Source organism: Clostridium sp. CTA-7 (assembly GCF_054768095.1).
In genome coordinates this window covers 177,035-202,750 of sequence record NZ_BAAAAV010000007.1, presented here as the reverse complement: position 1 = coordinate 202,750, position 25,716 = coordinate 177,035, and the positions used below count along the sequence as shown (strand labels likewise).

The 25,716-nt window shown below is 28.2% G+C and carries 24 protein-coding genes and 1 pseudogene; 15 read left to right on the top strand and 10 right to left on the bottom strand.

The features are described from left to right. Positions 1-472, top strand: a 472-nt coding sequence (locus ACYUEX_RS14250) for an IS3 family transposase (RefSeq protein WP_460288781.1), incomplete at its 5' end; no start/stop codon positions are given. A 71-nt stretch (positions 473-543) separates the two neighbouring features. On the opposite strand, the gene ACYUEX_RS14245 is transcribed toward ACYUEX_RS14250, so the two are convergent. The 4 genes from ACYUEX_RS14245 to asrA all read right to left on the bottom strand — a co-directional run bounded on the left by ACYUEX_RS14245 (position 544) and on the right by asrA (position 4,325). Further along, positions 544-1,356 (bottom strand): alpha/beta fold hydrolase, encoded by an 813-nt coding sequence (locus tag ACYUEX_RS14245; RefSeq protein WP_460288780.1) that lies wholly within the window; start codon positions 1,354-1,356, stop codon positions 544-546. 79 nt (positions 1,357-1,435) lie between these two features. Further along, positions 1,436-2,485, bottom strand: coding sequence for a sulfite reductase subunit C (gene asrC, locus ACYUEX_RS14240; RefSeq protein ID WP_460288779.1), 1,050 nt, complete (start codon positions 2,483-2,485; stop codon positions 1,436-1,438). Positions 2,486-2,497: 12 nt separating this feature from the next. Then, positions 2,498-3,292 (bottom strand): anaerobic sulfite reductase subunit AsrB, encoded by a 795-nt coding sequence (gene asrB, locus ACYUEX_RS14235; RefSeq protein WP_460288778.1) that lies wholly within the window; start codon positions 3,290-3,292, stop codon positions 2,498-2,500. Between the two features lies 1 nt (position 3,293). Beyond that, positions 3,294-4,325 (bottom strand): anaerobic sulfite reductase subunit AsrA, encoded by a 1,032-nt coding sequence (gene asrA, locus ACYUEX_RS14230; protein ID WP_460288777.1) that lies wholly within the window; start codon positions 4,323-4,325, stop codon positions 3,294-3,296. A 719-nt stretch (positions 4,326-5,044) separates the two neighbouring features. Between asrA and ACYUEX_RS14225 the strand changes: the two genes are divergently transcribed. From ACYUEX_RS14225 to ACYUEX_RS14205, 5 genes are all read left to right on the top strand, one after another. Further along, the gene (locus tag ACYUEX_RS14225; protein WP_460288776.1) at positions 5,045-5,482 is read left to right on the top strand and encodes a hypothetical protein; all 438 of its coding nucleotides are present in this window, start codon (positions 5,045-5,047) and stop codon (positions 5,480-5,482) included. Continuing rightward, complete coding sequence (locus ACYUEX_RS14220; RefSeq protein WP_460288775.1) at positions 5,483-5,926, top strand: DUF4274 domain-containing protein; 444 nt, start codon at positions 5,483-5,485, stop codon at positions 5,924-5,926. Then, entirely contained in the window at positions 5,926-6,243 is a 318-nt protein-coding gene (locus tag ACYUEX_RS14215; RefSeq protein WP_460288774.1) for a hypothetical protein, read from the top strand. Before ACYUEX_RS14220 ends, ACYUEX_RS14215 begins: the two co-directional genes overlap by 1 nt. Positions 6,244-6,263: 20 nt before the next feature. Continuing rightward, entirely contained in the window at positions 6,264-6,731 is a 468-nt protein-coding gene (locus ACYUEX_RS14210) for a hypothetical protein (RefSeq protein WP_460288773.1), read from the top strand. A gap of 541 nt (positions 6,732-7,272) precedes the next feature. Then, positions 7,273-7,941, top strand: coding sequence for a DUF4272 domain-containing protein (locus ACYUEX_RS14205; RefSeq protein WP_460288772.1), 669 nt, complete (start codon positions 7,273-7,275; stop codon positions 7,939-7,941). A 97-nt stretch (positions 7,942-8,038) separates the two neighbouring features. Here the strand turns inward: ACYUEX_RS14205 and ACYUEX_RS14200 are convergent, their stop codons facing one another. Further along, entirely contained in the window at positions 8,039-8,401 is a 363-nt protein-coding gene (locus ACYUEX_RS14200; RefSeq protein WP_460288771.1) for a DUF2085 domain-containing protein, read from the bottom strand. A 3-nt stretch (positions 8,402-8,404) separates the two neighbouring features. Continuing rightward, positions 8,405-8,698: a zinc-ribbon domain-containing protein gene (locus ACYUEX_RS14195; RefSeq protein ID WP_460288770.1), complete on the bottom strand. Its 294-nt coding sequence runs from the start codon at positions 8,696-8,698 to the stop codon at positions 8,405-8,407. Positions 8,699-9,194: 496 nt separating this feature from the next. On the opposite strand from ACYUEX_RS14195, the gene ACYUEX_RS14190 reads away from it, so the two are divergent. From ACYUEX_RS14190 to ACYUEX_RS14180, 3 genes are all read left to right on the top strand, one after another. After that, positions 9,195-9,623, top strand: a complete 429-nt coding sequence (locus ACYUEX_RS14190; RefSeq protein ID WP_460288769.1) for a GNAT family N-acetyltransferase — start codon at positions 9,195-9,197, stop codon at positions 9,621-9,623. Between the two features lie 505 nt (positions 9,624-10,128). Beyond that, positions 10,129-11,778, top strand: a complete 1,650-nt coding sequence (locus ACYUEX_RS14185; RefSeq protein WP_460288768.1) for a peptide ABC transporter substrate-binding protein — start codon at positions 10,129-10,131, stop codon at positions 11,776-11,778. A gap of 635 nt (positions 11,779-12,413) precedes the next feature. Further along, a complete protein-coding gene (locus ACYUEX_RS14180) occupies positions 12,414-14,063 on the top strand; it encodes a peptide ABC transporter substrate-binding protein (protein WP_460288767.1) in 1,650 nt (549 codons plus the stop codon). Positions 14,064-14,216: 153 nt separating this feature from the next. Here ACYUEX_RS14180 and ACYUEX_RS14175 read toward each other — a convergent pair. Beyond that, positions 14,217-14,378 (bottom strand): annotated as a pseudogene (locus ACYUEX_RS14175) (3-oxoacyl-[acyl-carrier-protein] synthase III C-terminal domain-containing protein); the annotation flags it as partial. 522 nt (positions 14,379-14,900) lie between these two features. Between ACYUEX_RS14175 and ACYUEX_RS14170 the strand changes: the two are divergent. Then, positions 14,901-16,538, top strand: coding sequence for a peptide ABC transporter substrate-binding protein (locus ACYUEX_RS14170; RefSeq protein WP_460288766.1), 1,638 nt, complete (start codon positions 14,901-14,903; stop codon positions 16,536-16,538). A gap of 154 nt (positions 16,539-16,692) precedes the next feature. Here the strand turns inward: ACYUEX_RS14170 and ACYUEX_RS14165 are convergent, their stop codons facing one another. Further along, positions 16,693-17,691, bottom strand: a complete 999-nt coding sequence (locus tag ACYUEX_RS14165; protein ID WP_460288765.1) for a 3-oxoacyl-[acyl-carrier-protein] synthase III C-terminal domain-containing protein — start codon at positions 17,689-17,691, stop codon at positions 16,693-16,695. 281 nt (positions 17,692-17,972) lie between these two features. Between ACYUEX_RS14165 and ACYUEX_RS14160 the strand changes: the two genes are divergently transcribed. Both ACYUEX_RS14160 and ACYUEX_RS14155 read left to right on the top strand, forming a co-directional pair. Further along, positions 17,973-19,439: a methyl-accepting chemotaxis protein gene (locus tag ACYUEX_RS14160; protein WP_460288764.1), complete on the top strand. Its 1,467-nt coding sequence runs from the start codon at positions 17,973-17,975 to the stop codon at positions 19,437-19,439. Between the two features lie 336 nt (positions 19,440-19,775). Further along, the gene (locus tag ACYUEX_RS14155) at positions 19,776-20,732 is read left to right on the top strand and encodes a serine hydrolase (protein WP_460288763.1); all 957 of its coding nucleotides are present in this window, start codon (positions 19,776-19,778) and stop codon (positions 20,730-20,732) included. 71 nt (positions 20,733-20,803) lie between these two features. Here the strand turns inward: ACYUEX_RS14155 and ACYUEX_RS14150 are convergent, their stop codons facing one another. Together ACYUEX_RS14150 and ACYUEX_RS14145 are read right to left on the bottom strand one after the other, a co-directional pair. Beyond that, positions 20,804-21,661 (bottom strand): IS3 family transposase, encoded by an 858-nt coding sequence (locus ACYUEX_RS14150; protein WP_411169613.1) that lies wholly within the window; start codon positions 21,659-21,661, stop codon positions 20,804-20,806. A gap of 17 nt (positions 21,662-21,678) precedes the next feature. Then, positions 21,679-21,972, bottom strand: coding sequence for a transposase (locus ACYUEX_RS14145; protein ID WP_411169614.1), 294 nt, complete (start codon positions 21,970-21,972; stop codon positions 21,679-21,681). Between the two features lie 475 nt (positions 21,973-22,447). On the opposite strand from ACYUEX_RS14145, the gene ACYUEX_RS14140 reads away from it, so the two are divergent. From ACYUEX_RS14140 to ACYUEX_RS14130, 3 genes are all read left to right on the top strand, one after another. Next, positions 22,448-22,822: a hypothetical protein gene (locus ACYUEX_RS14140; protein ID WP_460288762.1), complete on the top strand. Its 375-nt coding sequence runs from the start codon at positions 22,448-22,450 to the stop codon at positions 22,820-22,822. Positions 22,823-23,439: 617 nt separating this feature from the next. Further along, positions 23,440-24,381, top strand: coding sequence for a 2-dehydropantoate 2-reductase (locus ACYUEX_RS14135; protein WP_460288761.1), 942 nt, complete (start codon positions 23,440-23,442; stop codon positions 24,379-24,381). Between the two features lie 20 nt (positions 24,382-24,401). After that, entirely contained in the window at positions 24,402-25,469 is a 1,068-nt protein-coding gene (locus ACYUEX_RS14130; RefSeq protein WP_460288760.1) for a PTS sugar transporter subunit IIC, read from the top strand. The last annotated feature ends 247 nt before the right edge of the window (positions 25,470-25,716 follow it).

Here is a 25,716-nt window from a genome sequence, read left to right as displayed (position 1 = left end):
CTATAAAGATAGGAGTAAAAAGGCTTATTTGTCGACCATTAAAGATGCATCTACTAATGAAATATTAGCCTACAACGTATCTGAAAGCCTTACTTTAGATATAGTTATAGATACTCTTACTAATCTAAAAAAATCAGAACGTGTAAAAWTTCATAATGAAGCTTTTATTCACTCAGATCAAGGTGCACATTACACAAGTCCCAAATTTCAAAAGCTAGTAAAAGATTGYGGCTTGGGTCAATCTATGTCTAGGCGCGGTAACTGTTGGGACAACGCGCCGCAGGAATCGTTCTTCGGACATTTTAAAGATGAGGTCAACATAAAGCCTTGTCAAACTTTAGAAGATCTTAGAAATGAGATAGACCAATATATGACTTATTATAATGAATATAGATATCAATGGAACTTAAAGAAGATGACTCCTGTTCAATACAGAAATCATCTTCTTAACTTAGCACGGTCTTTTTCATAATGTCCTTTACGAGGGGTACATTTTAATGAATAATACGGTATTTTTATTTAGATATTCTAAATTGAAAAACTTTACTCCTCAATAAATCTCACTAACTCTTCGTTAAATTTGTCTTTCTGATCATAGAACGCTCCATGACCGCTATAATTAAATGGCAGGAACTTTGAATTTTTAATGATTTTGTTTTGTATTTCACCAAGTTCAAATGGAACAACCTTATCATGAATACCATGAATAATTAATGTTGGAACATCTATAGTTTCTAGATCAGAAAATAGTACTTCATTTATCCAAGTATTTGCAATAGATGCAGTTGCCCATCCAGCTGCTTGTAATCCTAATTGGAAGAACCAATCTGAAAATGCTTGAGTTATATGCTGAAAGAAAAAGATGTCTCCGAAATCTCTAAGCATTTTAGGTCGGTCTGTATATGTCCCTTCAATTAGTTGCAGAACTGTTTCTTTATCTAATCCATAATTAAAATTAGGACGTTTTATAAGACTAGGGGCTGCTGCCGAAAAAAGAGCAAGCTTAGATACTCCATGTCCTTTATGGCGAGCCATGTATCGAATAGCTATAGCTCCACCAGTTGAATGTCCTGCTAGTGTGAAATTATTTAATTTTAGCGCATTAACAACACATCTAACATCATCTGATAATCGATCGTAATCATAACCGGAGTAAGGTCTATCTGAGTTTCCAAATCCTCTCATATCTATCCCGATGCATCTATATTCCATCTTTGGAAGTTCATCAAACTGATATTCAAATAAATTATGACTACCAGGCCAACCATGTAAAAATAATATTGTTTTATATCCTTCTGGATTAAGATCCTCTACATAGAGTTTTACATTTGGTTCTACACCAATATAGTAACCCAATTATTACCTCCACTAAATAAGTAATTATATAAATATAGTACTTACTTGAGCAATAATTTGTGAATGATATAGCATATTTTTAATTTCTAATCTCTCTATTTGATTCTATTGTTTTATGTTGTCCTATTGGTTTAACATTAAAGTTTGATCTATATTCTGTTTCTGCCCAGAAGATATTATCAGCAACTAATGCTTCAGGGTTTAATTCTACACCATCTAATATTATTTCCTTAAATTTATGGTATCCAGCTCTATCTATTAGATGTCCACCATGTAAGTATTCTGGCTTATAATCTAACGCCCAAGCAGAGAACTTTTGCCAATTTCCGAACATAGCTAGTACAACATCTTCAGTAACGAAGTTTAGGAAAGTTTTACCCATTCTAGGAGTTTGTTTTCCTGTTCTTCCTCCTAGGACAACTCTATAAAACTTCTTAGGACTTCTTGTCCATGCACTTGTAGGGCAGGCGATTACACATTCACCACAACCAACACAGCAGCAAGGGTCTTTATCTATAAGTCCTTTATCATTTAAGCTTAAAACTCTAGTTGCATGATGCTGACATGCTCTTTCACAAGCTCCACAGCCTATACATCTTTCTGGATTATATTCCATTCTAGCTTGACCAATAACACCAAAGTCTTGGAAGTGAGCTTTAGCACAGTCATTTGGACATCCAGATACTGAAACTTTAATGTGGTAGTGAGAAGGGAAGACTAAATTTTCTATTTTATTAGCTAATTCTTTAGTGTTAACATTAGCTTTTATGCAATGATTATTACCTAGACAAGCCATAATATTTCTAGCACCAATTGTCGGGTAACCATTCTCATCAATTTTCATGTCACAGTTACATTCGTCAATTTCAACTTCTTTTAGGTAGTTAGCTATATATTCATTAACAGAAGGAATATTTTCATATTTAATACCAGGTATACTAAATGTTTGTCTCATTCCAATATGGAAAGTACCATTACCATAGGTTTCAGCAATATATTTAACATCACCTAGATATTTAGCATTAACAGTACCTCCTGGAACACGCATTTGAAGCATAAATTCTCCAGGAACCTTTGATTGACGGAAACAGTTTAATCTAGTCTTTTTAACATTTATATCATGATTCATAATGAAATCCTCCTAATCTAATAATGTTTTAGCCTTAGTATAGTTAAATACTGGACCTTCTAAACATACATAAGTTTCATCAATTCTACAGTGGCCACATTTGCCAACTGCACAAGACATCTTTCTTTCAAAGGATACCCAAATCTTTTCTTCAGGAACACCAAGCTTTAGCATTTCAAGAGCAGTAAAGTGCATCATTATTGGTGGACCAACTATAACAACTTCATAGTTATCCTTAAATGATTCTAGGGGTAATTTTGATAAGTGTTTAGTAACAAGTCCTTGTTCCCAACCGTCTTTTTCACCATTATCTAAAGAGTAGATAGTGTTGAACTTATTCCTCCATTTTTCTAAATCATTTTTAAACAATATTCCATTTTCATTTTTGAAACCAAATACTAAATTTAATGATTTTACGTAATTTTCTTGAAAGTAGCATTTATTAATGATACTTCTTACTGGTGCAACTCCTGTACCCCCAGCTATTATAATTAAATTTTTATCTTTAAACTTTTCAACTGGCCATCCTTTACCATAAGCACCTCTTAAGAAGATTTTATCTCCAGATTTAAGCTTAAAAAGTTCATCTGTTACTTTCCCAACAGCTCTTATAGTAAAGTCCATATATCCAAGACCAAAGCCACTAACAGAAATAGGAGCTTCTCCGATTTTAGGTATTGATAATTGTAGGAATTGTCCGTGTTCAGGAACTATATCTGTAGCAACTCTAAAGGTGTACTCTAAATCAGTTTCATGAGTAACATTAATTATTTCATATGCTTTAGGTGTTAATATATTATTTTGCATATTATTTTCCCTCCATTATTTCATTTACTGCATTGTTTACCTTATTAAAGGTAGCTGTAATTGAAATATGTTCTGGACATCTATCAGTACATCTACCACATCCAACACACATATGTTCAGTTCCAAATTGCGCTTTATAATCATGTATCTTATGAAGAACTTTATATCTCATCTTATCAGCTTTAGTAGTTCTAAATTTATGTCCTCCAGCCATTTCATCAAATCCATTTACATGGCAAGAAGCTTGTACTCTTTTTCTTTCACCAATTTTTCCAGCAGGATCATATACAATATCACGAGTAGTGTAGCAAGAGCAAGTACTACAAGCTATTGAACAACTTCCACATTCGATACATCTCTTATTGTATTCTTCCCACATTGGATGGTTTTTAAGTTTTATCAAAGTTTCTTTATCCTTTATTTCTGGAATTGTTACATTAGCTTCATTGTTTTCAATAAACTTTAGTTCAAATTCTTCCTCTGTTTTGTTGTTAAAATAACTACTAAAATTCTCATCTTTTACATTGAAAAGTAGAGAAGAACAGTTAAATCTTACAGCTAATGAGTAGTCATCAGTTTTATTACTGTTCATTGATGTGCAGAAGCAAGTATCAAAACCTTCAACACATTCAATACATACAAATTTAACTCTATCTCTTATTCTTTTGTAGAAGGTATCTTCAAAGTTACCATTATGAAGATAAATCATATCCTGTCTTCTTTGAGCATTAATATCACAAGGTCTAGCAAAGAGTAATATCTTTTTATTATGACCTACAGAGCTTTCTTTAAATTCATCTTCTGTAAAGAAGTAAAGTGCTTGAGAAATAGGAGTAATAACTTCTTTTGCTGGATAATCAGATTTCTCTTTGAATTCGATTTCTTCAACAGTATAAACCTCATCATACCTGATTATATCAGTATCTGAGTATCTTCCTTGTTTTTTAAATCTTTTAGGTGCATAAATTTTGTATTCCTTTTTTAATTCTTCAAATAAAGTATTTACTTCCTTTAATGAAAGGTTATATCCCATATGAATACCTCCGAATTTTGTTTTATTTTTAACAATATTTGTAACTTTAGTATACTCTAATTTTATAGATAAATGAAATACTTAAAATATGTGTTAATGATAAGTAAAAGCCTATATAAAAATAAATAAGCTTTTTATAGGAATTTATGAGGGATTGCCTTTTGTATGATCACATTGTAGTAGATGCTGGAAATAATAAAAATCTCTATATCAAGGAGGGGCATATCAAAACGTTACATTGCTTATTAATTAGTTATATTAAAGAATCGTTATATAGAAGTAAGTCTAAAGTGAGAGATGATATAAGTGTTGTTTATTATTTGAGTAGAAAACAAGTTAACTGATGATTTTGATTGAAAAAAGAAATGGCATTTAAGCCTGAAAACATGAGCGATTAACTGATATATGCGAAGTTAAAAATATAGGTAAAATTAATGAAGAGTCATCAATTGCTTATCAAGCTTACAAAAAGTATAAATAAATAATTCACAATAGGAATAATATGTTAAAATTATAAGAGGTATATTGGACAAGGTTCATACCTTACAAGAGTCAAAAAAACCAAAATAATAAGGAGGGATGCCCTATGATTAAAAAGTTTATTAAAAACATAGCAAGAAGATTTAGTGGTATTATCCTAAATATTAGACCAATTGGATTTAACTTTGATATGAGTTACTCTTGTCGAGTATATTAGATAAGTATGAGAGGGAATTTATATGGATTGCTTTATAGAATTTGCTTATAATGATGAGTCTGTCTTTAGAAGAATTTATACTTTAATTGAATATATAAAAATTAAAAAAGAATTAGGTAAATTAGATTGTGAAGATTCTACTATATTAAATTTTTATAAAGAAGAGGAAATTCAATATTATTGGTGGCCAACAGAGCAAGAAAATAGAGAGTTTTGGGATAAATATTACTCACTTGATAATGAACAAAGATATCTTCTTTTAATGAATAAATCTTGGGATTTAGAATCTGTAATTGATGCTATTAGAACAGGTGAATATATCATTATAGGAGTAAAAGTAACTGCAAAAGGTGTGGGAAGGCTTTATTATGAGCCAGAGTCATATCCATATGGTGGAGTACAGCCTTTAGTAGAACTTATTAAACCTTTTGATATTGAAATAATTAGAGTGGAGAGTTAAATGGATCAAATAAATAGAGACTTAATTGAAAGTCTTCTTAATGAAGAAGATTTAAATAAGATATTACAAATTGCTCCTTATATAAAGGATTCAAGCATATTACATTTTATAGCAGAAAAATATAATTGGGATGATGGTTTTGAATTAGCAAGACTTATTATAGATAATCCAAATACGGAGTTAGCAACAGCCTTATTATTATTTTATGATGGTGGTGGATTTGAGTATTTGAGAGATTTATTAAATAAAGAAAATATAGCAGAAAAACCAAATTTTTACTTTATAGATAATTTGTATAGAAGATTAGTACGTCTAGAGTTTGTTAGAGGGAGTATTTTCTATGTTCCAAAATTAACTAAAGTTCAAATATATAAATTTAAAAAGCAAAATCCTAATGTTAGCGATTTATTTTATTATGGATTCCAAGGAGATGAGATCAAGTAATGGGAAATTTATCAGATGAGATAATTAATTATATAAATGGTTTAGATGATGAATGTGATTGGTTTTACAATTTCAATAAGCAGTTTTTTGAAGAAGAATTAAAAAGGGAATTGAATAACAATCATTTCTTATTTAATAAAGATTTTAAGGCTATTTTAAAAAATGAATGTAATGATGATGTAATTTATTATATTAGTGATGGTAGGTTTATAAACGTTCATCTAACTTATCAATTAGAGAATTCAAGCAATTATCCGAGATACAAAATTTTTGATAATATTGAAGAGTTAAAAGAGTTTATTAAGTCTAAAGATTAGTTATCTTGCAGGGGGAAACAATGGATTTGTATACTGAATTAGAAATTTATAGAATTGCAGTATTAGTTGGAATATACTCAAAAGAGGATTTAATTAGGCATTTAGATAAACTAATAGAAGAACTAGATGATATCCCTTATGAAATAATTGAAGCAAGCCTAGGTAAAAAAATAGATAATATTTTAATGACAATTAAAGAACTAATAAATAAACATAATATTAGAAAGAATTTAGTTTTAGGTTCATTAATAAAAATACTTAAAAAGAGATATAGTAAAAAGTTAATTAATGCCTTTGAAGGGATTTATTTTTTGGAGCAATTAAGAAAGCATTGTGATTTTAGTGATTATGATAGAGAGTATATAACCTATTTATCAGATGGTTATTATCTTGCTAATGAAAGTATATATGGTGAAATGAATAAAATTAAAACTGATTTTAATAGTTATTTATCTGATTTAATTTACAGGTATATAGGGGATGTATAAAAGTGAAGAATATAGAATATGATAGTGGTTCTTTTAGGCAAGAGTTAGAAGAAGAATTCTCTGTTATTAAATTCTAAGATGCTTATTTCTCAAAAGATGTAATTTTTGAATATTTATAGTTTCTTCATAATATAAAACTCTCTTTATAAATTATTTTTTATATATTCAAAGGGGGGCGCGTTTCGCGACCCCCTTTGTAAACCCTTGATTTTCCTAGGTTTATTAGTTTTTTTATTAGATAAAAAAATATCTATATACTGTTTAAATATGCAGAAAACTATAACTTTTAAAGATTTTAATAAAAATTTGTTATTAGTAGTGAATATATAAACATCTAGAACACAGCTAAATAATAAATTTGTACACTTTTATGGAAATGATATAATTTAATTAGAAATAATTAACTGCAATAGTTATGATAGCCTCAGGATACACAGCATTAATCAAAAATATGAAGGCATTTTTACAACATCGAGGGGGGATTTAATGTTAATAAAAACAAAAGTAGATGGTGATGAATATGAATGGAGGAGGAAAGAGCGTGAACCAATTAGAAAGAAAACAAAAATCTATAGAAATATTAAAAGCTAATAAAGTTCCATATATGGAGGAACTTCCAGTTATTGAGGATGTAAACGAAATAGAGGTGCGAAGTGCAGAAGAAATAGCCAAACGTGCTATTTCTTGTTTAATCTCCCTTCAAGTAGCCTGTGATATTAATAGTGGAGATAATATCGAAGAATCTAGAGAGTTTTTTAAAGGCTTTTTAGATAAGTATGAAGTAAAAGAAGAATTAACAGAAGCTGAGATGAAAATTATATTTGGTAATCCAGAAAAGCAAGATGTAATTAATATGGCATGGAAATATGAAGCTTATTGGACACTTATTTGGGCACTAGGAATTGTAGATAAACTAGAATATCCTTCGCAAATATGTGATTGTAACTTTGCAATTCATGCAGTAGCAGACTGTGAAGATTTTAATGATTTTATGAAAACAGTTAGATTAAAAAGTATAGACGAGATATTAGATGAGGCGGATTTAATTTATCGTTATAATTGGGCTTGTGTAGATGCCAGAATACATGGGAAAAATCCACCAGCAGATTTAGATTCAGGTGTAGTCTTCGAACGTCATTGGGGGTTAAACTGGCTTATTGGAAAAGGTACATATAATTATAACTGGGACAGTGTTTCAACGGATACTTAATAAATTAGAGGTTCTATTAGAAATTAAAGTATAAAAGCCATATTAGACTGACTTAATTTCAGTCTAATATAGCTTTTTTACTTATTAAGTAGAAGATTTAAAGATTTCTACCAAAGTTATATCCACATTGCCATATAAAAATAATTGATATTATAAAGATATTACATAAAGCATAGCCAAAAAGAAGACCTGTAAAAAATCTTTTGAAATTATTACTTTTATAATTAGTTGACAATTGTATAAAACCATCTAAGATCATCGGAATCATTAAAAGTAAATTGTATATTATATTAGGATTATATAGAGAGAATAGAAATGGCGAACAAATCATTCCGATTAGTTCGCCAGTACATCTAGCACATATAGGAAATTTCTTATTTTTAAAATAGAAAGATCTATCGGCTCTACAATGGCATCCGAAAATAATTGGTAGCCACTTATAAAAAATTTTTTTCAACATTTTTTAATAACCAGCCAAGGCTCCAGCAGCTCCAATAACAAAAATAAATACGTATAATAGCACTATAAGGAGAACTGAAACTAAAGCTCCAATACCAGCTGCTTTTGCTGATTTTGGTTTAGTATCTTTCCAAACTAAAAATAAAACTAGACCAACAATCGGAATACAACATCCTAATAATCCCCATCCAAATCCACCATTATCTACAACTGCTGGGTTTGAGTTTGTTGAAACTCCGCAATGCACACATATGGATGCTTTATCATCGATTTCTTTTCCGCAATTTTTACAAAACATTATAATTCCACCCCTTTCATTAAAAATTATATGTAAATATTGGTTGATTGTCAATATAATAGGGTTATTGTAAAATTATATGATTTTTGAATGTATTATATTATATCTTGTTGAAAATTAAAAAATAGTAAATAATATATGTAGTATATTTTATTATGCAGATGGCAATAAAATTCAATTATTTAAGAAAATATTTAATAATTTTATATTATTTATTTTTAAATGATTTATAATAGTAGGTAGATTTCTGGTATAATTATGAAAATATAAAAAGGAAATTGTTTTTTAAAGAATTTTTAGACAAGTGTGGGATAGAAGAAGAATTAATAGAAGCTGAGAAGAAAGTTATATTTCATAATCAATTAAATTTACTAGTTTAAGAGAACGTAAGATAAAAATTATAATGACATTTATTAAATATATTCTTAGAAAGGGTGAACTTGATGAGTGAATTCAACTCTTACTTTTAAAATTTATAGAAATTGAGGAGAAGAGTATGATAAAAAAATTAAATTTAAATAAATTAGATGAGGTAATGAAAGTCTGGTTAGATACCAATATAGATGCTCATGACTTTGTACCTAAAGAATATTGGATTAAAAATTATGATTTAGTTAAGGAAATGCTTAAAGAAGTTGATGTTTATATATTTGAAGAAAAGTATATTATAAAGGGCTTCGTCGGTGTTGTTGAAGATAATTATATAGGTGGAATTTTTGTAAAAAAGGAATATCAAAGGGAAGGTATAGGACAAAAATTAATAGACTTTTGTAAGGCTAAATATCCTTATCTTACATTACATGTTTTTACAAAAAATAAAAATGCAATAAACTTCTATCATAAAAATGATTTCGTAATTTTAGAGGAGCTTATTAATGAAGATATAAAAGAAAGTGAATATGCTATGTATTTTAGAAAGAAGTAATTTAAAAATTACAGTATAGTTTCTAAATGCTACAATATTAAACAATCTTAGTTTAATATAACTTTTTATTTAGAAATAGAAATTAATAATCCCAGAAAGACAAATTATAAATTGTCTTTCTGGGATATTTTAATATTATCTATAAAATTATAAAAGATGATTAAATTTTTGTGCATATAAGTATTTTTAGTAATACAATAAAATATAGTTAAAGTAAAATAGAGATAAATTAATAAAATGTGTAACAAAATATACATTTGTTTAATAAATTAATTATGAAAACTCTTTTAGATTATTAATTTTTATAAAAAATATTAAATTTATTGATAAATATATATTTACATTTTATGGAATTAAGTGTATTATTTGTTTAAATTATAAGAATAAATATATATAAAAATTGTATATAAGTTCTTTTTATTTTATAAAAAGAAAATCATTGGGGTTTAAATTTATTATTAAATAAGGAAATGAAAATTATAAATATCAAGGGGGAAATAAATTTATGAAAGGTAAAAAGTTTAGAAAAATTTGTGCAATAGCACTAACACTTGCTCTTGGAATGTCTGTTTTCGCAGGTTGCGGAAAAGATAATTCAGTAGATAATGGAAGGAAATTAATTTACAATTTAGGTTCAGATCCAGAAACAATAGACCCAACTCTAAATACTGCAACAGAAGCAGGAACTGTTATTGATAATACTTTTGAAGGGCTAATGAAGTTGGATGAGAATGAAAAGGCAATTCCAGGAGTTGCTGAAAAGATGGATGTTTCTGACGATAAATTAGTATACACTTTCAAGTTAAGAAAGGATGCTAAATGGTCAGATGGAAAAGACGTTACAGCTAAAGACTTTGAATACTCATGGGTTAGAGCTTTAACTAAAGAAACAGCAGCAGAGTATGCATACCAATTTTTCTATATTAAGAATGGTTTGAAATTCAATAAGGGAGAAGCTAAGAGAGAGGACTTAGGAATAGAAGTTGTTGATGATCATACTTTAAAGGTAACTTTAGAGGCACCAACAGCGTATTTCCCAGAATTAACAGCATTCGCAAATTATGTACCATTAAGAGAAGATATAGTTTCTGCTAATCCAGATACATGGGCAACTAATCCAGAGACTTATGTTTCAAATGGACCTTTCAAATTAGTTCAATGGGATATGAAAGATCAATTAATTTTTGAAAAGAATGATAATTATTGGAGGAAGAAAGAAATTAAGCTTCCAGGAATAGTTTATAAATTAGTTACTGACCAAAACACTGCATACGCTTCATTAAAATCAGGCGAATTTGACATGGTTGATACGGTTCCACCAGCAGAAATTGAAGCTGGCAAGAATGAAGGTTTAGTTATAATTTATCCAAACCTTGGGACATATATGTTAGCATTTAATGTTGGTAAGCAAGATAGTATATCATCACCAGAAGTTAAAAGAGCTTTAAGCAATAAAAAAGTAAGACAAGCTTTATCACTTGCAATTGATAGAAAAGGTATAGTTGAAAAAGTTACTAAAGCAGGACAAGTTCCAGCATATAGCTATGTTGCAAAGGGAATCTTAAATGATAAAGGTGAAGAGTTTGCAAGCAAAAAATACTTTAATCCAAATCAAGCTAATCCAGAAGAATCTAAGAAGTTATTAGCTGAAGCTGGATACCCAAATGGAGAAGGACTTCCAACATTTGAGTTTATGTATAATACTGAAGGATCTCACAAGGATATAGCTCAAGTTATTCAACAAGATTGGGCTAAAATTGGTGTAAAAGCTGAATTGACTAACCAAGAATGGAAGGTACTCTTAAATACAAGACAACAAGGTGGATATCAAATTGCTAGACATGGTTGGAATGGAGACTATGTTGATCCAATGACATTCTTAGACATGTGGGAAACTGGCGGAGGAAATAATGATACTGGATTCTCAAATGCAGAATACGATAAGTTACTTGCAGATGCTAGAAAAGAAACAGATGCAAATAGGAGATGGGAAATTATGAGAAAAGCTGAAGATATCCTTATGGATGAAGCTCCAATCATCCCATTATACTACTACAATAAAGTTAAGGGAGCTAAGCCAGAAGTTAAAGGTGTTAGAGTTTCAATGCTTGGACATGTATACTTTGATAAAGCGTATATAGAAGAATCAAAATAAAAAATAATATTAAAATCAATGATAATTAATTAAGAAAGTTGTATAAGATTAACTATTAAAATTAATATTATACAACTTTTATATTTACCTAATAAATGATGGAGTATCTTCTGTTAATTTATTGGGAGTTATTTTGATTAATATACAAGTTACTAAAAATTCGTATATTCTTAGCAATGGTCATAATATATATTTCAAATAGTTGTTATAGGAATTAATAATCCCAGAGAGACAAATTATAAATTGTCCCTCTGGGATATTTTAATATTATCTATAAAATTATAAAAGATGATTAAATTTTTGTGCATATAATTATTTTTAGTAATACAATAAAATATAGTTAAAGTAAAATAAAGGTAAATTAATAAAATGTGTAACAAAATATGCATTTGTTTAATAAATTAATTATAAAAACTCTTTTTGATTTTTAATTTTTATAAAAAACATTAAATTTACTGATAAATACATATTGACATTTTGTGTATTAAAGTGTATTATTTGTTTAAATTGTAAGAATAAATATATAAAAATTGTATATAAGTTCTTTCTACTTTATAAAAAGAAAATCATTGGGGTTTAATTTTATTATTAAATAATAAATTAAAAATTATAAATATCAAGGGGGAAATAAATTTATGAAAAGCAATAAGCTAAGAAAAATTTGTGCAATAGCACTAACACTTGCTCTTGGAATGTCTGTTTTCGCAGGTTGTGGAAAAGATAATTCAGTAGATAACGGAAGGAAACTAATTTATAATTTAGGTTCAGATCCAGAAACAATAGACCCAACTTTAAATACTGCAGCAGAATCAGGAACTATTATTGATAATGCTTTTGAAGGGCTAATGAGACTAGATGAAAATGAAAAGGCTAAGCTAGGTGTAGCTGAAAAGATGGATGTATCTGACGATAAATTAGTATACACTTTCAAATTAAGAAAGGATGCTAAATGGTCAGATGGAAAAAATGTTACAGCTAAAGACTTTGAATATTCATGGGTTAGAGCTTTAACTAAAGAAACAGCAGCAGAATATAATTACCAATTTTTCTATATTAAGAATGGTTTAAAATTCAATAAGGGAGAAGCTAAGAGAGAGGACTTAGGAATAGAAGTTGTTGATGATCATACTTTAAAGGTAACTTTAGAGTCACCAACAGCATATTTCCCAGAATTAACAGCTTTCCCAACTTATATGCCATTAAGAGAAGATATGGTTTCAGCTAATCCAGATACATGGGCAACTAATCCAGAAACTTATGTTTCAAATGGACCTTTCAAATTAGTTCAATGGGATATGAAAGATCAATTAATTTTTGAAAAGAATGATAACTATTGGAATAAGAAGGAAATCAAACTTCCAGGAATAGTTTACAAACTAGTTACTGATCAAAACACTGCATATGCTTCACTAAAATCAGGTGAATTTGACATGGTTGATACAGTTCCTCCAGCAGAAATTGAATCTGGTAAAAATGAAGGTTTAGTTACAATTTATCCAAATCTTGCAACATACATGTTAGCATTTAATGTTGGTAAGCAAGATACTATATCATCACCAGAAGTTAAAAAAGCTTTAAGCAATAAAAAAGTAAGACAAGCTTTATCACTTGCAATTGATAGAAAAGGTATAGTTGAAAAAGTTACTAAAGCAGGACAAGTTCCAGCATATAGCTATGTTCCAAAGGGAATTTTAAATAGTAAAGGTGAAGAGTTTGCAAGCAAAGAATACTTTAATCCAAATCAAGCTAATACAGAAGAAGCTAAGAAGTTATTAGCTGAAGCTGGATATCCAAATGGTGAAGGACTTCCAACATTTGAGTTTATGTATAATTCAGAAGGATCTCACAAGGATATAGCTCAAGTTATTCAACAAGATTGGGCTAAAATTGGTGTAAAAGCTGAATTAACTAACCAAGAATGGAAGGTATTTTTAAATACAAGACAACAAGGTGGATATCAAATTGCTAGACATGGTTGGAATGGAGACTATGTTGATCCAATGACATTCCTAGATATGTGGGAAACTGGCGGAGGAAATAATGATGCTGGATTCTCAAATGCAGAATACGATAAGTTACTTGCAGATGCTAGAAAAGAAACAGATACAGATAAGAGATGGGAACTTATGAGAAAAGCTGAAGATATCCTTATGGATGAAACTCCAATCATACCATTATACTACTACACTAAAGTTAAGGGAGCTAAGCCAGAAGTTAAAGGTGTTAGAGTTTCAACTTTAGGACATGTATTCTTTGATAAAGCATATATAGAAGAATCAAAATAAAAAATAATATTAAAATGAATGATAATTAATTAAGAAAGTTGTATAAGATTAACTATTAAAATTAATCTTATACAACTTTTATATTTATTCTAGTCTACAGAGAGCTAGTACGTAATTTGGGTAAAAGGTCATATCTGACTGTGTGATCTGATATTAATATCTAATTAGTATACATAAAGCAAACATACCAGCTACAACTGTCCATAAAATAACATAATCTCCATGCTTAAGGGTACCATTTAAAACAGAATCGGCTAAGGCCATGAATGGGCTTGTAACACCTGTATATCCAAATCTGTCACCTAGGAATGGAAATAAGGAATTTAAATTTGAATTAACTCTAAGTTTAAATATATTTAATTTCTATTATTATTTTCTTATTTATACATGAATTCATTGATGCTTTATTTATTCCAAATAGTTGTTATAGGAATTAATAACCCGGAAAGACAAATTTTAAACTGTCTTTCTGGGTTATTTTAATATTATCTATAAAATTATAAAAGATTATTGAATTTTTATGTGCATAAATTATTTTTAGGAATTCAACTGAATTTACATTAAGATGAATTGATAAAATGAATAGTAAAATACATATTTATTTAATAGATTAATTATAAAAGCTCTTTTAAATTAAAAAGTTTTATATAAAATATTAAAATTTTTAAAAAATATATATTGACATTTAATGTGTTGAAGTGTATTATTTATTTAAATTATAAGAATAAATATACATGAAAATTGTATATAAAATCTTTTTGCTTTATAAAAAGATTTTTATTGGGGTTTAATTTTATTATTAAATTTAAAATTATAAATATTAAGGGGGAAAAATTCATGAAAGGTAAAAAATTAAGAAAAATTTGTGCGGTAGCACTAACACTTGCTCTTGGAATGTCTGTTTTTGCAGGATGTAAAAATCAAGCAGAAGAAAGAAAATTAATTTATAATTTGGGAGAGGATCCAGAAACAATCGATCCAACTTTAAATACTTCATCAGGATCAGGATCAATAATAGATAATGCTTTTGAAGGCTTAATGAGACTTGATGAAAACGAAAAAGCAATTCCGGGGGTTGCTGAAAGTTATGAAGTTTCAAATGATAATTTAGTTTATACTTTTAAATTAAGAAAAGATGCTAAATGGTCAGATGGGAAACCTGTAACCGCAAAGGATTTTGAATATTCTTGGATAAGGGCCATATCTAAGGATACAGCAGCAGAATATAACTATCAATTATTTTATATAAAAAATGCGCAAAAATTTAATGAAGGTACAGCAACTAGAGAAGACGTTGGAATTGAAGTTGTAGATGATAATACTTTGAAAATAACTTTAGAATCTCCAACAGCTTATTTCTTAGAACTGACTTCATTTACAACTTATATGCCATTAAGAGAAGATATGGTTAGTAAGGATCCAGAAGGCTGGTCATTAAATCCAGAAACTTATGTTTCAAATGGACCTTTTAAGTTAGTTCAATGGGATATGAAAGATCAATTAATATTTGAAAAAAATGAAAATTACTGGAATAAAGATAAAATAAAGCTTCCAGGAGTAGTTTATAAATTAGTTACAGATATAAATACTGCTTATGCTTCATTAAAATCTGGAGAACTTGATATGGTAGATACAGTTCCACCAGCAGAAATAGAAGGTGGCCAAGCTGAAGGATTAGTTACAATACATCCAAACCTTGGGATATACATGCTAGCATTTAATGTTGGTAAGCAATCAAGTTTATCCGAGGATGTTAAAAAGGTTTTAAGTAATGCAAAAGTAAGAAAAGCTTTATCTCTTGCAGTTGATAGAGAGGGTATAGTTAATGAAGTTACAAAATCAAAGCAAACTCCAGCATATGCTTTTGTTCCAGAAGGAATTTTAAATGCTAAAGGGGAAGATTTTGCTGATAGAAAATACTATGATGCAGCAAACCCTAATATAGAAGAAGCAAAAAAATTACTAGCAGAAGCTGGATATCCAAATGGAGAAGGAATTCCAACTTTAGAATTTATGTATAATTCAGAAGGATCTCACAAATTAGTTGCACAAGTAATACAACAAAACTGGGCTCAAATTGGAGTAAAGGTAGAACTAACTAACCAAGAATGGAAGGTATTCTTAAACACTAGACAAGAAGGTGGATATCAAATAGCAAGACATGGTTGGCTTGGAGATTATGTTGATCCAATGACATTCTTAGATTTATGGGTAACAGGTGGAGGAAACAATGATGCTGGTTATTCAAATCCAAAATATGATGAGCTAGTTAATGCTGCTAAGGCTGAAGCTGATGCAGATAAGAGATGGGATATTATGAAGCAAGCAGAAGATGTTTTAATGGAAGATATGCCAATAATTCCACTTTACTTCTATAATAAAGCTACTGGAGCTAAGCCAGAAGTTAAAGGTGTTAGAGTTTCAATGCTTGGACATGTATACTTTGATAAAGCATATATAGAAGAATCAAAGTAAAAAATAATATTAAAATAAATAATAATTAATTAAGAAAGTTGTATAAGATTAAATATTAAAATTAATCTTATACAACTTTTATATTTATTCTAGTCTATAGAAGGCTAGTACACAATTTAGATCAAAAGGTCATATTTGACTTTGTGATTTTATATTAATATCTAAGTAGTATACATGAAGCAACCACACCAGCTCCAACTGTCCATAAAATAACATAATCTCCATGCTTAATGGTGCCATTTGAAACAGAATCGGCTAAGGCCATAAATGGGCTTGTAACACCTGTATATCCAAATCTGTCACCTACAAATGGAAATTTATGATCTGGTTCTTCTAAAGCTTCTCTTATCATATCAATATTTTTCTTTGCAAATTGAGATAAACAATATAATTTAACATCATCTTTAGTTAGATTATTTCGACCTAGTATTTCATTTATTGAATCAACAGAACTTGCGAATGCCTCATCTGTATTAAAATCTATCCACTCTATTATTCTATTATCTTTTGGTGTATCTTCATCTATTGGTAATACCTTAGAAAATCCTTCAGGAGGAAATTTTATATAGCAGCTTAATGAACTATCTACGTAAGATGAACTATCTATGAAATCTGATATATTATCATCAGTGTTTTCTAATAAAACAGCACATGCAGATTCTCCAAAATTAGCATAAGTAATAGCTTCTGATTTTCTTGAATATCTAACTACTAAATCTGAACCTACAAGTAAACTATATTTAATTCTGTTATTGCTTTTCATTGTTCTACAAACTTGATCCATTGCAATTATCATTCCTGCACAATTACCATTCATATCATATGCATTTGCATTTTTAGCTAAACCTAAAGCATTATGAATTTTAACAGCATTTGTAGGAGATAGATATTCTGGGGTACTAGATACAAATACCACTAAATTTATATCTTGTATATCTATATTTGCAGTTCTTATTACTTTTTCACAAGCTTCTATAGCCATAGTTAAAGAATTTTCATGAAAATCTTCAGAAATATATCTCTGGTCTCTTCCAGTAACATTCAATAACCCGGAAATATCTAATCCTTGCTCTGAAAAATGCTTCAAAAAATATTCATTAGAATAATTTGTTTTAGGAGTATAATACTCGATGTTTTTAATTTTTATGCTCATTTTATCTCCGCCTTATCTTTATTATTAAATATATTATTAATATTAAATATATCCATATTTATAATTATCGAAAAATATTTCAATAAATTAACATAATTATATGGAAAAATACATTTATACATAACTATACCATAATAAGGCGCTATTTGTATATTTTTGATGTAATAAAATGTATATTAATAGAATATAAGGATTAAAAAGAAAAAAATATAGGATATGGTAAAGTTATATAATAATACTACGAATAATAATAATGTGGAATGAAGTAAGGGGGAGCAGTAATGGATTATAAAAAAAATGCGGAATTGAAGAATAAAATAATGTTGGCAGGATTTATACTATCGGTAGGATTAAGGATAATTTTTGATATAATTTTAAAGGTAGATAGAAACGCCATATTAATATTAGCTGGGCTTTCCATACCTTTAGCTATAATTGATTTTATATTAATAAAAAAGAAATGTATTATTCAAACAATGTATTATACGGTAATGATGTACACTGTTGTTATATGTATAATGTTTATATCAGACCCAAATTGGGCTAATTTTATTTTGGTATATTATGGTGTTTTGGTAATGAGTGTATATCAAGATTTAAGGATATTAATTATTGAAGCAGTTTTTGCTATACTACTTGTAGTGTATTTCTTCTTAGGCTATAAAACAACCCTGTTTGCTTCTGTAGAATACTATGAATTAGCATTTTATATATTATATATAATAGCAGGATCAGTTATATTATCAATTAATGCTATTACTAGCAAACGTATTTATAAGGATTTAGAAGAAACTCATAAGGCTACTGAAGAAGCTAAATATAGAGCAGAGTTGCTACTTGAAAAAATATATAGTACTATAAAAATTTTAACAGTAACTAATGAGAAAATAAAAAGTGGAATTTCTGCAACAGGACAAATAGCAGAAGAAATAACTAGCTCTACGAGTGATGTTGCTAATAGTGCAGCCAGAGAAGTAGATGTAATGATTGAAATGAAAGCTTCAATAGGTGATGGAGTAGAAAAAGTAGAAGAAGTTACGAATGCCATTAAAACTATGGAGAAATTATCTAAGTCAACTGAAAATGTTGTGTTAGAAGGTAATAATAAGGTAGATATACTATCTTCGGAAATGAATAAGGTAAATACAAATATTTTAAATGTAGTGTCTATGATAAATGAATTAAGTGATGAAAATACAAAAATAGTTCATATTATTAACAGTATTACAAAAATATCAGAGCAAACGAATCTATTAGCTCTTAATGCATCAATAGAAGCAGCTAGAGCTGGGGAGCATGGAAGAGGTTTTGCTGTGGTTGCAGAAGAAGTAAGAAAACTTGCTGAGGATTCAAAAATATCTACAGATCAAGTAGAATCAATATTAAATAATATATCTAATAAGACTAAGGTAGTTGCAGAAGAAATATTAAAAGAAGAAAAGTCAATCGAGTTATGTAATGAACATACAAATGATGTTAAAGAGTTGTTTAAAGATGTTAATAAGAATACTTCTAATGTATTAAGTTATTCAAGAAGTGTTGGATCACAATCTATAGTGCTTGAAGATACAATGAAAAATACATTAAGTTCAGTAAATAATATTAGCGAAAATGTAGAAGCCACTGCAACTGCTATGGAAGAAATTTTTGCGGCTATTGATGAGCTTAATAATAGCATAATGGGTATAACAAGTAGTTATGACGAAATAGATAATATATGTAATGAATTAAACTCTATAAATGAGTAGAATAGATAATATAAAAGAATGGTTATTGCAAATTAGCAGTGACCATCTTTTTTTTATAGCAATAGTTATAAAGAATAATATTAAAAAGATAATTGATAATTATTTTAAATTATAATAGAGTATATTTATTAAGAGGTGACTTTATTAATGGAAATAAAGAACTTAAATTTCAGTTAACTCTAAATTTAAATCAAGATTATAGAGATAAAATGATAGTTTAAAGTATGTTGTTTTAAGATGATTTTAAGCTTCATTTGTAATAATATTAGTTAAGATAGATATTAAATTTATTAAACATTACTTATGAAGAAAATATTATTAATGAAGGGGATAAGTATGAAGAAAAATTATATTTTAATTGTATCTTTAATTGGAATATTCTTACTTGGTGTAATTGGAATGAATTTTTTTAATAAAGAAAGTAGTGAGTCTTTAATTGAAAATGAGGTTTATTCAGAGATTAATTATAAGGATGAAGATTATATAGAAGTAGTTGAAACAACAAGTTATGATAGAGAAATTGAGTCAATTATAAAAAGATATGCTGAAGGTTACGAGGATAATTTATCTTTATACTACTATAACTTTGAAACAAAAGATGAGTATTCTTATAATGGGGATGAATATTACGTAGCAGCAAGTACAACTAAAATTCCTTTAGCTATGTCTGTTGCAGATGATGTTTATAATGGAGAATACTCAATGGATACAGAAATAGAATATAGTTATGCTGATTACGAAGAAGGGGCAGGGGTTCTTTGGCAAGAAGATTATATAGCACCAATAACAGTAGATGATGCTATTTACTTATCAATAGTTTATTCAGATAATATAGCAAAAAATATGCTTAGAAGAATATCTACAATAAGTATATATGATTATATTTCAAATATTACAGGCAATGTATCATTAATTAATAGTGAAAATAAATATACAGCAAATCAATTAGGAGAGGTTTTAAAAAAATTATATCTTAATGAAGAAAAAAATCCTTATTATGATAATATTTTAGAGTATATGACTGAAACTGTATTCCATGATAGAATAGATAAATATCTTCCATACTATAATGTAGCTCATAAAATAGGAAACTATTATAGATACTATCACGATATAGGGATAATATATGCTAAAGAAGAGTATGCTCTGGTTATAATGACAAAAGATATTGGAGAACTAGATGAGGGGAATTATATAGATGAAGACGAAAGATTAATACTAGATGGTGGAGAATTAGCATCAGAAATAATGGCAAGTATATCTAGAGAAATCTACAATTTAATTGAGAATTAGTAAAACTAAAAAAGGGTGTCGCGTTTTGGTCTGAACCCCAAAAAGTAGACAATGAATAAAGGGATATAAATTCAGGAATTACAAGAATGGCTTCGATACTTAATTGGAGCCATATTTTTTAACTTTTTTTGAAATCTAATATTATTATAAAAATTTATATATTCATCTATAGAGTTAATTACTTCTTCCTCTGAATTATAGTTATTTAAGTAAATACATTCACTTTTTAAGTGGCTAAAAAATGATTCTATGCAGGCATTATCATGACAATTTCCTTTTCTAGACATACTTTGAATTATTTTATTTTCCTTTAGTATAGTATTATATAATCTTGAAGTATATTGAATACCTCTATCGCTATGCAATACTGCGCCATCTAACTTATTTTGGGCTAGTATATCTGTAATTGTATTGATTACTAAATCATTGTTGTTATTTGAACCTATTTTATAAGTTAGTATTTCATTGTTATATAAATCCATAATTGCTGATAAGTATAGTTTTTTATTGTTCTTATATTTAATTGTTGTTATATCCGTTACTAGCTTAGAGCTAGGAGTAATAGCTTTAAAATCTCTATTTAGTATATTTTCTTCTATAATTATCCCTTCGACAAGCGGAGCGAAAAACTTCTTCTTTGCTCTAACTTTTGATCTTAATCCTAATGATTTCATAATTCTATAAACTTTTTTATGGTTAATATTTATATTACGGTTTATTTTAATGAATGTAGTTATTCTTCTATATCCATAAATTCCTCTATGTTTATTAAAAACATCACGAATAAGAAGCTCTACTGAATTTACGTCCTCGCTTCGCATATCGGCTATTTTTCTTTTATTTAACCATTTATAGAATCCACTTCTTGATACTTTTAAAATATTGCATAGAAGAGATATCGAATATTTACTTTTAAATTCATTTATCACTTCAAATTTATAGGACTTTATGCATTCCCCCTTATTTTCTCTAATAACTTTTTTAAAACTTCATTCTCTGCTCTTAGTCTTGTTAATTCGTCATTTTTATTTTCTTTAGCCGCTTCGCGACGAGGCTTTTCATTTTCATAAAAGCTATCTGGACCTTTTTCATTATATTGAATTACCCATCTACTAAATGCTGATGTGCTTGTTATATTTAAATCCTCACATATTTTCTTTTGACTTTTTCCTGTTTTTATATATTCTTCAATTGCATTTATTTTAAATTCTGTACTATAAGTTTTGTGTTTTATTGACATAAAAAATCACCCCATTATGTAGATTGTACATAACCCTTTGTCTACTGTCTACATAATGGGGGTAAGACCATTTCGTTACCTCCTTTGTACCATCTTGAATTTACTAGGTCTAAGAGGATATTAGTCAAAAAATTCTATCTACTGTTTAAATATGCAGAAAACTATAACTTTTTTAAATTTTAATAAAAACTTGTTATTAATAATAAACAATAAAGTTAATAAATACTATGGATATAGATATATAGTGGGATTATCTCAAAATAAAAAGTGATTTTTATAATGAGATAGTCTCATTATTTTTTGAAACAATATATTAGTTTAAATAATAAAGTAAATTTAATATGAGATTAACTACTTTCAAGTTTTAACTATAGTTATTATTTGTGATTGTCTATTAAAAATCTTATTGAAAATTATCCTCAATAACATTAGAATTATATTAGAGTTAATTTAAAATTGTTTTAAGGAGGAAGTTTTGGATAGGAAGTTAATAGAAAAGATAATAGGTAAAAGGAATTACGTTAATCTAAATGATGAAATATATATATTAAGAGAAATTACAAATATTATGAGACAAAATATTCAAAATAACATAGCTTTTACAGATGAGCTTATAAATGAAGTTAATATAAAAGCTTCAAAGTCAAAAAGTATTGTTAGTGAAATAATTGATGGTTTGGAAAATGATTCATTTGTTGTAGGTTATACTAATAGTAAAAATTATTTATTGAAGTATTTAAAAGATGTTAATAATAATTTAGTTGGGATTATAGAGTCAAGCAATCCTTTTAAATATGATGAATTGATTATATATACAAATGGACTTATAGATCTTATATTGCTTTTCTAAGGATATTAAAATACTTATAAATTAACATTATAAGAAAATATAATGCTTCCTTTTATTATAGAATTATCTTTTTGGATAACTTTATAATAAAAGGGGCATGTGTATAACATATTTATTATATAATTTTATGATAGTACAAATTATAAAACAGGATCATGATAAATGGTAGATTTGTAATAGTAAAAAATCGAGAAAATTGACTATAAGTTTCTAATTTCATAAGCATAGATTTTGTCTAAATAAAAAACTTTTTGTAGAATGAATAAAATGTACTTCTTTTTGGGAATAATTTAAATAACAAATTATTACAAGAAGGATTTTTTATATGTGAAATATGTCGAAAAAACATTAAGAGAATAAGTGAATATCATAATTTACTCTAATTCTAAGTAAGTTATGGGCCATTCCAAGAATGGTTATTATAATTCAATGTAAAGGTTAGTTTTTTAACAAAAATAAAAATCGATATTTGTAGAAATACAAAGAAAATTATAGAAAAACAAGTGAAAATTGAGATAATTACATCTAAACTGTCATTATTCATAGAGATTTCTATATATTTTTATGATAATATCTTTATGGAATGATAATTAAATAACAAGAAGGAAGTGTTACAAATGAAAATAGCAATCGCTGGAGCTGGAGCTATGGGAAGTAGATTTGGACTTATGTTACATAAAGCTGGTAATGAGGTTGTATTAATTGATAAATGGGCTGACCATGTTAATGCAATTAAAGAATTTGGTTTAAAAGCAAATTATAATGGTGAGAATGTTGTTGAAAAAATACCAGCATTTTTCCCAAGTGAAATGGAAGGATATAAAGATACTATTGATACTGTAATATTATTTACAAAAGCTATGCAATTAGATGATATGTTACAATCAATAAAATCAATATTATCAAAAGATACTAAAGTGTTATGTTTATTAAATGGATTAGGTCATGAAGATACTGTTGAAAAGTATGTGGCTAAAGAAAATATTTTACTTGGAAATACTATGTGGACAGCTGGGTTAACAGGACCTGGTGAAGCAAAACTTTTTGGTAATGGAGAAGTAGAGCTTCAAAATGTACACCTAAATGGTAAAGAAGCCGCTTTAGAAGTTGTAAAAACACTTAAGGAAGCTGGATTAAATGGAAAATATAGTGAAAATGTAATGTATTCAATATGGAGAAAAGCTTGTGTTAATGGGACATTAAATGGTACATGTACTGTTTTAGATGCTAATATTGCAAGTTTTGGAGCAGCAAGTGTAACTGATAAAATGATTCGTACAATCATTAATGAGTTTGCAGATGTAGCTGAAAAAGAAGGAGTTATCCTTGATCGTGAAGAAATAGTAGGTCACGTTAAATCTACTTTTGATCCAAATGGAGTAGGTAAACACTATCCATCAATGCATCAAGACTTAATTCAAAATAATCGTTTAACAGAAATTGATTATATTAATGGAGCAGTATGTAAAAAAGGTGCAAAATATAATGTTTCAACACCTTACTGTCAATTCTTAACTGAGTTAGTTCATGCTAAGGAAGAAATTTTAGGAGCAAAATAATAACAGAGGAGACTTTAAATATGTCAGAGAGTAAAAAAATTACCCCTAAGGACTTTCTTAATAAAGTTCTAGCAGGTACAGCATTAGCAATTATTGTAGGTCTTATTCCAAATGCTGTATTAGCAGCTGTATTAAAGTTATTTGATCAAACACACTTTGTAGTTTTATTAACTCAGACAGTTGTTATGTTCCAATTAACTACACCGTTATTAATTGGAGCACTTATTGCCTTACAATTTGGATTTAATCCAATGAAAATGGCTGTTGTTGCAGGAGCTGCTTATGTTGGTTCAGGTGTTACTGTATTTAATCCTCAAATGCAAAATATGGCAACTCAAGCTATGGGAGCATATGTAAGTGCAGGAACAGGTGACATTATTAACACTATGATTACTGCATCAGTAGCGGTTATTTTAATATTATTAATTGGAGAAAAATTTGGTTCAGTAAATATAATACTATCACCTATTTTAATAGGTTCTGGAGCAGGATTAATAGGGTTGATAACTCTTCCGTATGTTAAGAGTTTCACAGCTCTAATTGGTAATGGGATTAATTCATTTACTAATTTACAACCTGTAGTAATGAGTATTTTAATAGCATGTTCATTTGCAGTGTTGATTATTTCACCAATATCAACAGTTGCTATTGGTATGGCTATTCAATTAAATGGTTTATCAGCAGGTGCGGCAGCTATGGGAGTTGCAGCAACAACAATAGTATTAGTTGTTCACTCTTGGAAGGTTAATAAATCAGGTGTTACTGCAGCTATTGGATTAGGTGCAATGAAGATGATGATGCCAAACTTATTCCGCTATCCCATTATCTTAATACCTATTTTATTTACTTCAGCGTTATCAGCAATACCTGTTGCATTATTTAACGTTATGGGAACAGCTTCCTCAGCAGGTTTTGGATTAGTTGGATTAGTTGGACCATTAGCATCTATAGATGCAGGACTAAATATATTTGTAGCAATATGCGTATGGTTTGTTATTCCTACAGCATTAGCAATAATATCATTAGTAATATTTGAACAAGTACTTAAATTATATAAAAAAGAAGAAGCTTTTGCTTATCTTGGATAAAATAATGAAAAATAACCAGGTCAAAGTTATTTGATCTGGTTATTTTTTTTATGCAGTAAATTCTGAAAACAAAGTTTCTAGAATTAGGATCCTGGATGTGAAAAAGATTAAAAATATTTAACTTATTTAACTTTTTGGATATAATAGTAGTATCAATGGACAGCAAAAAAACGGTTATATTAATGAGTCACTTTAATAATAGTTATAGTATTACTTTTTTATATGGAATCCAAAGATAACAAAGATA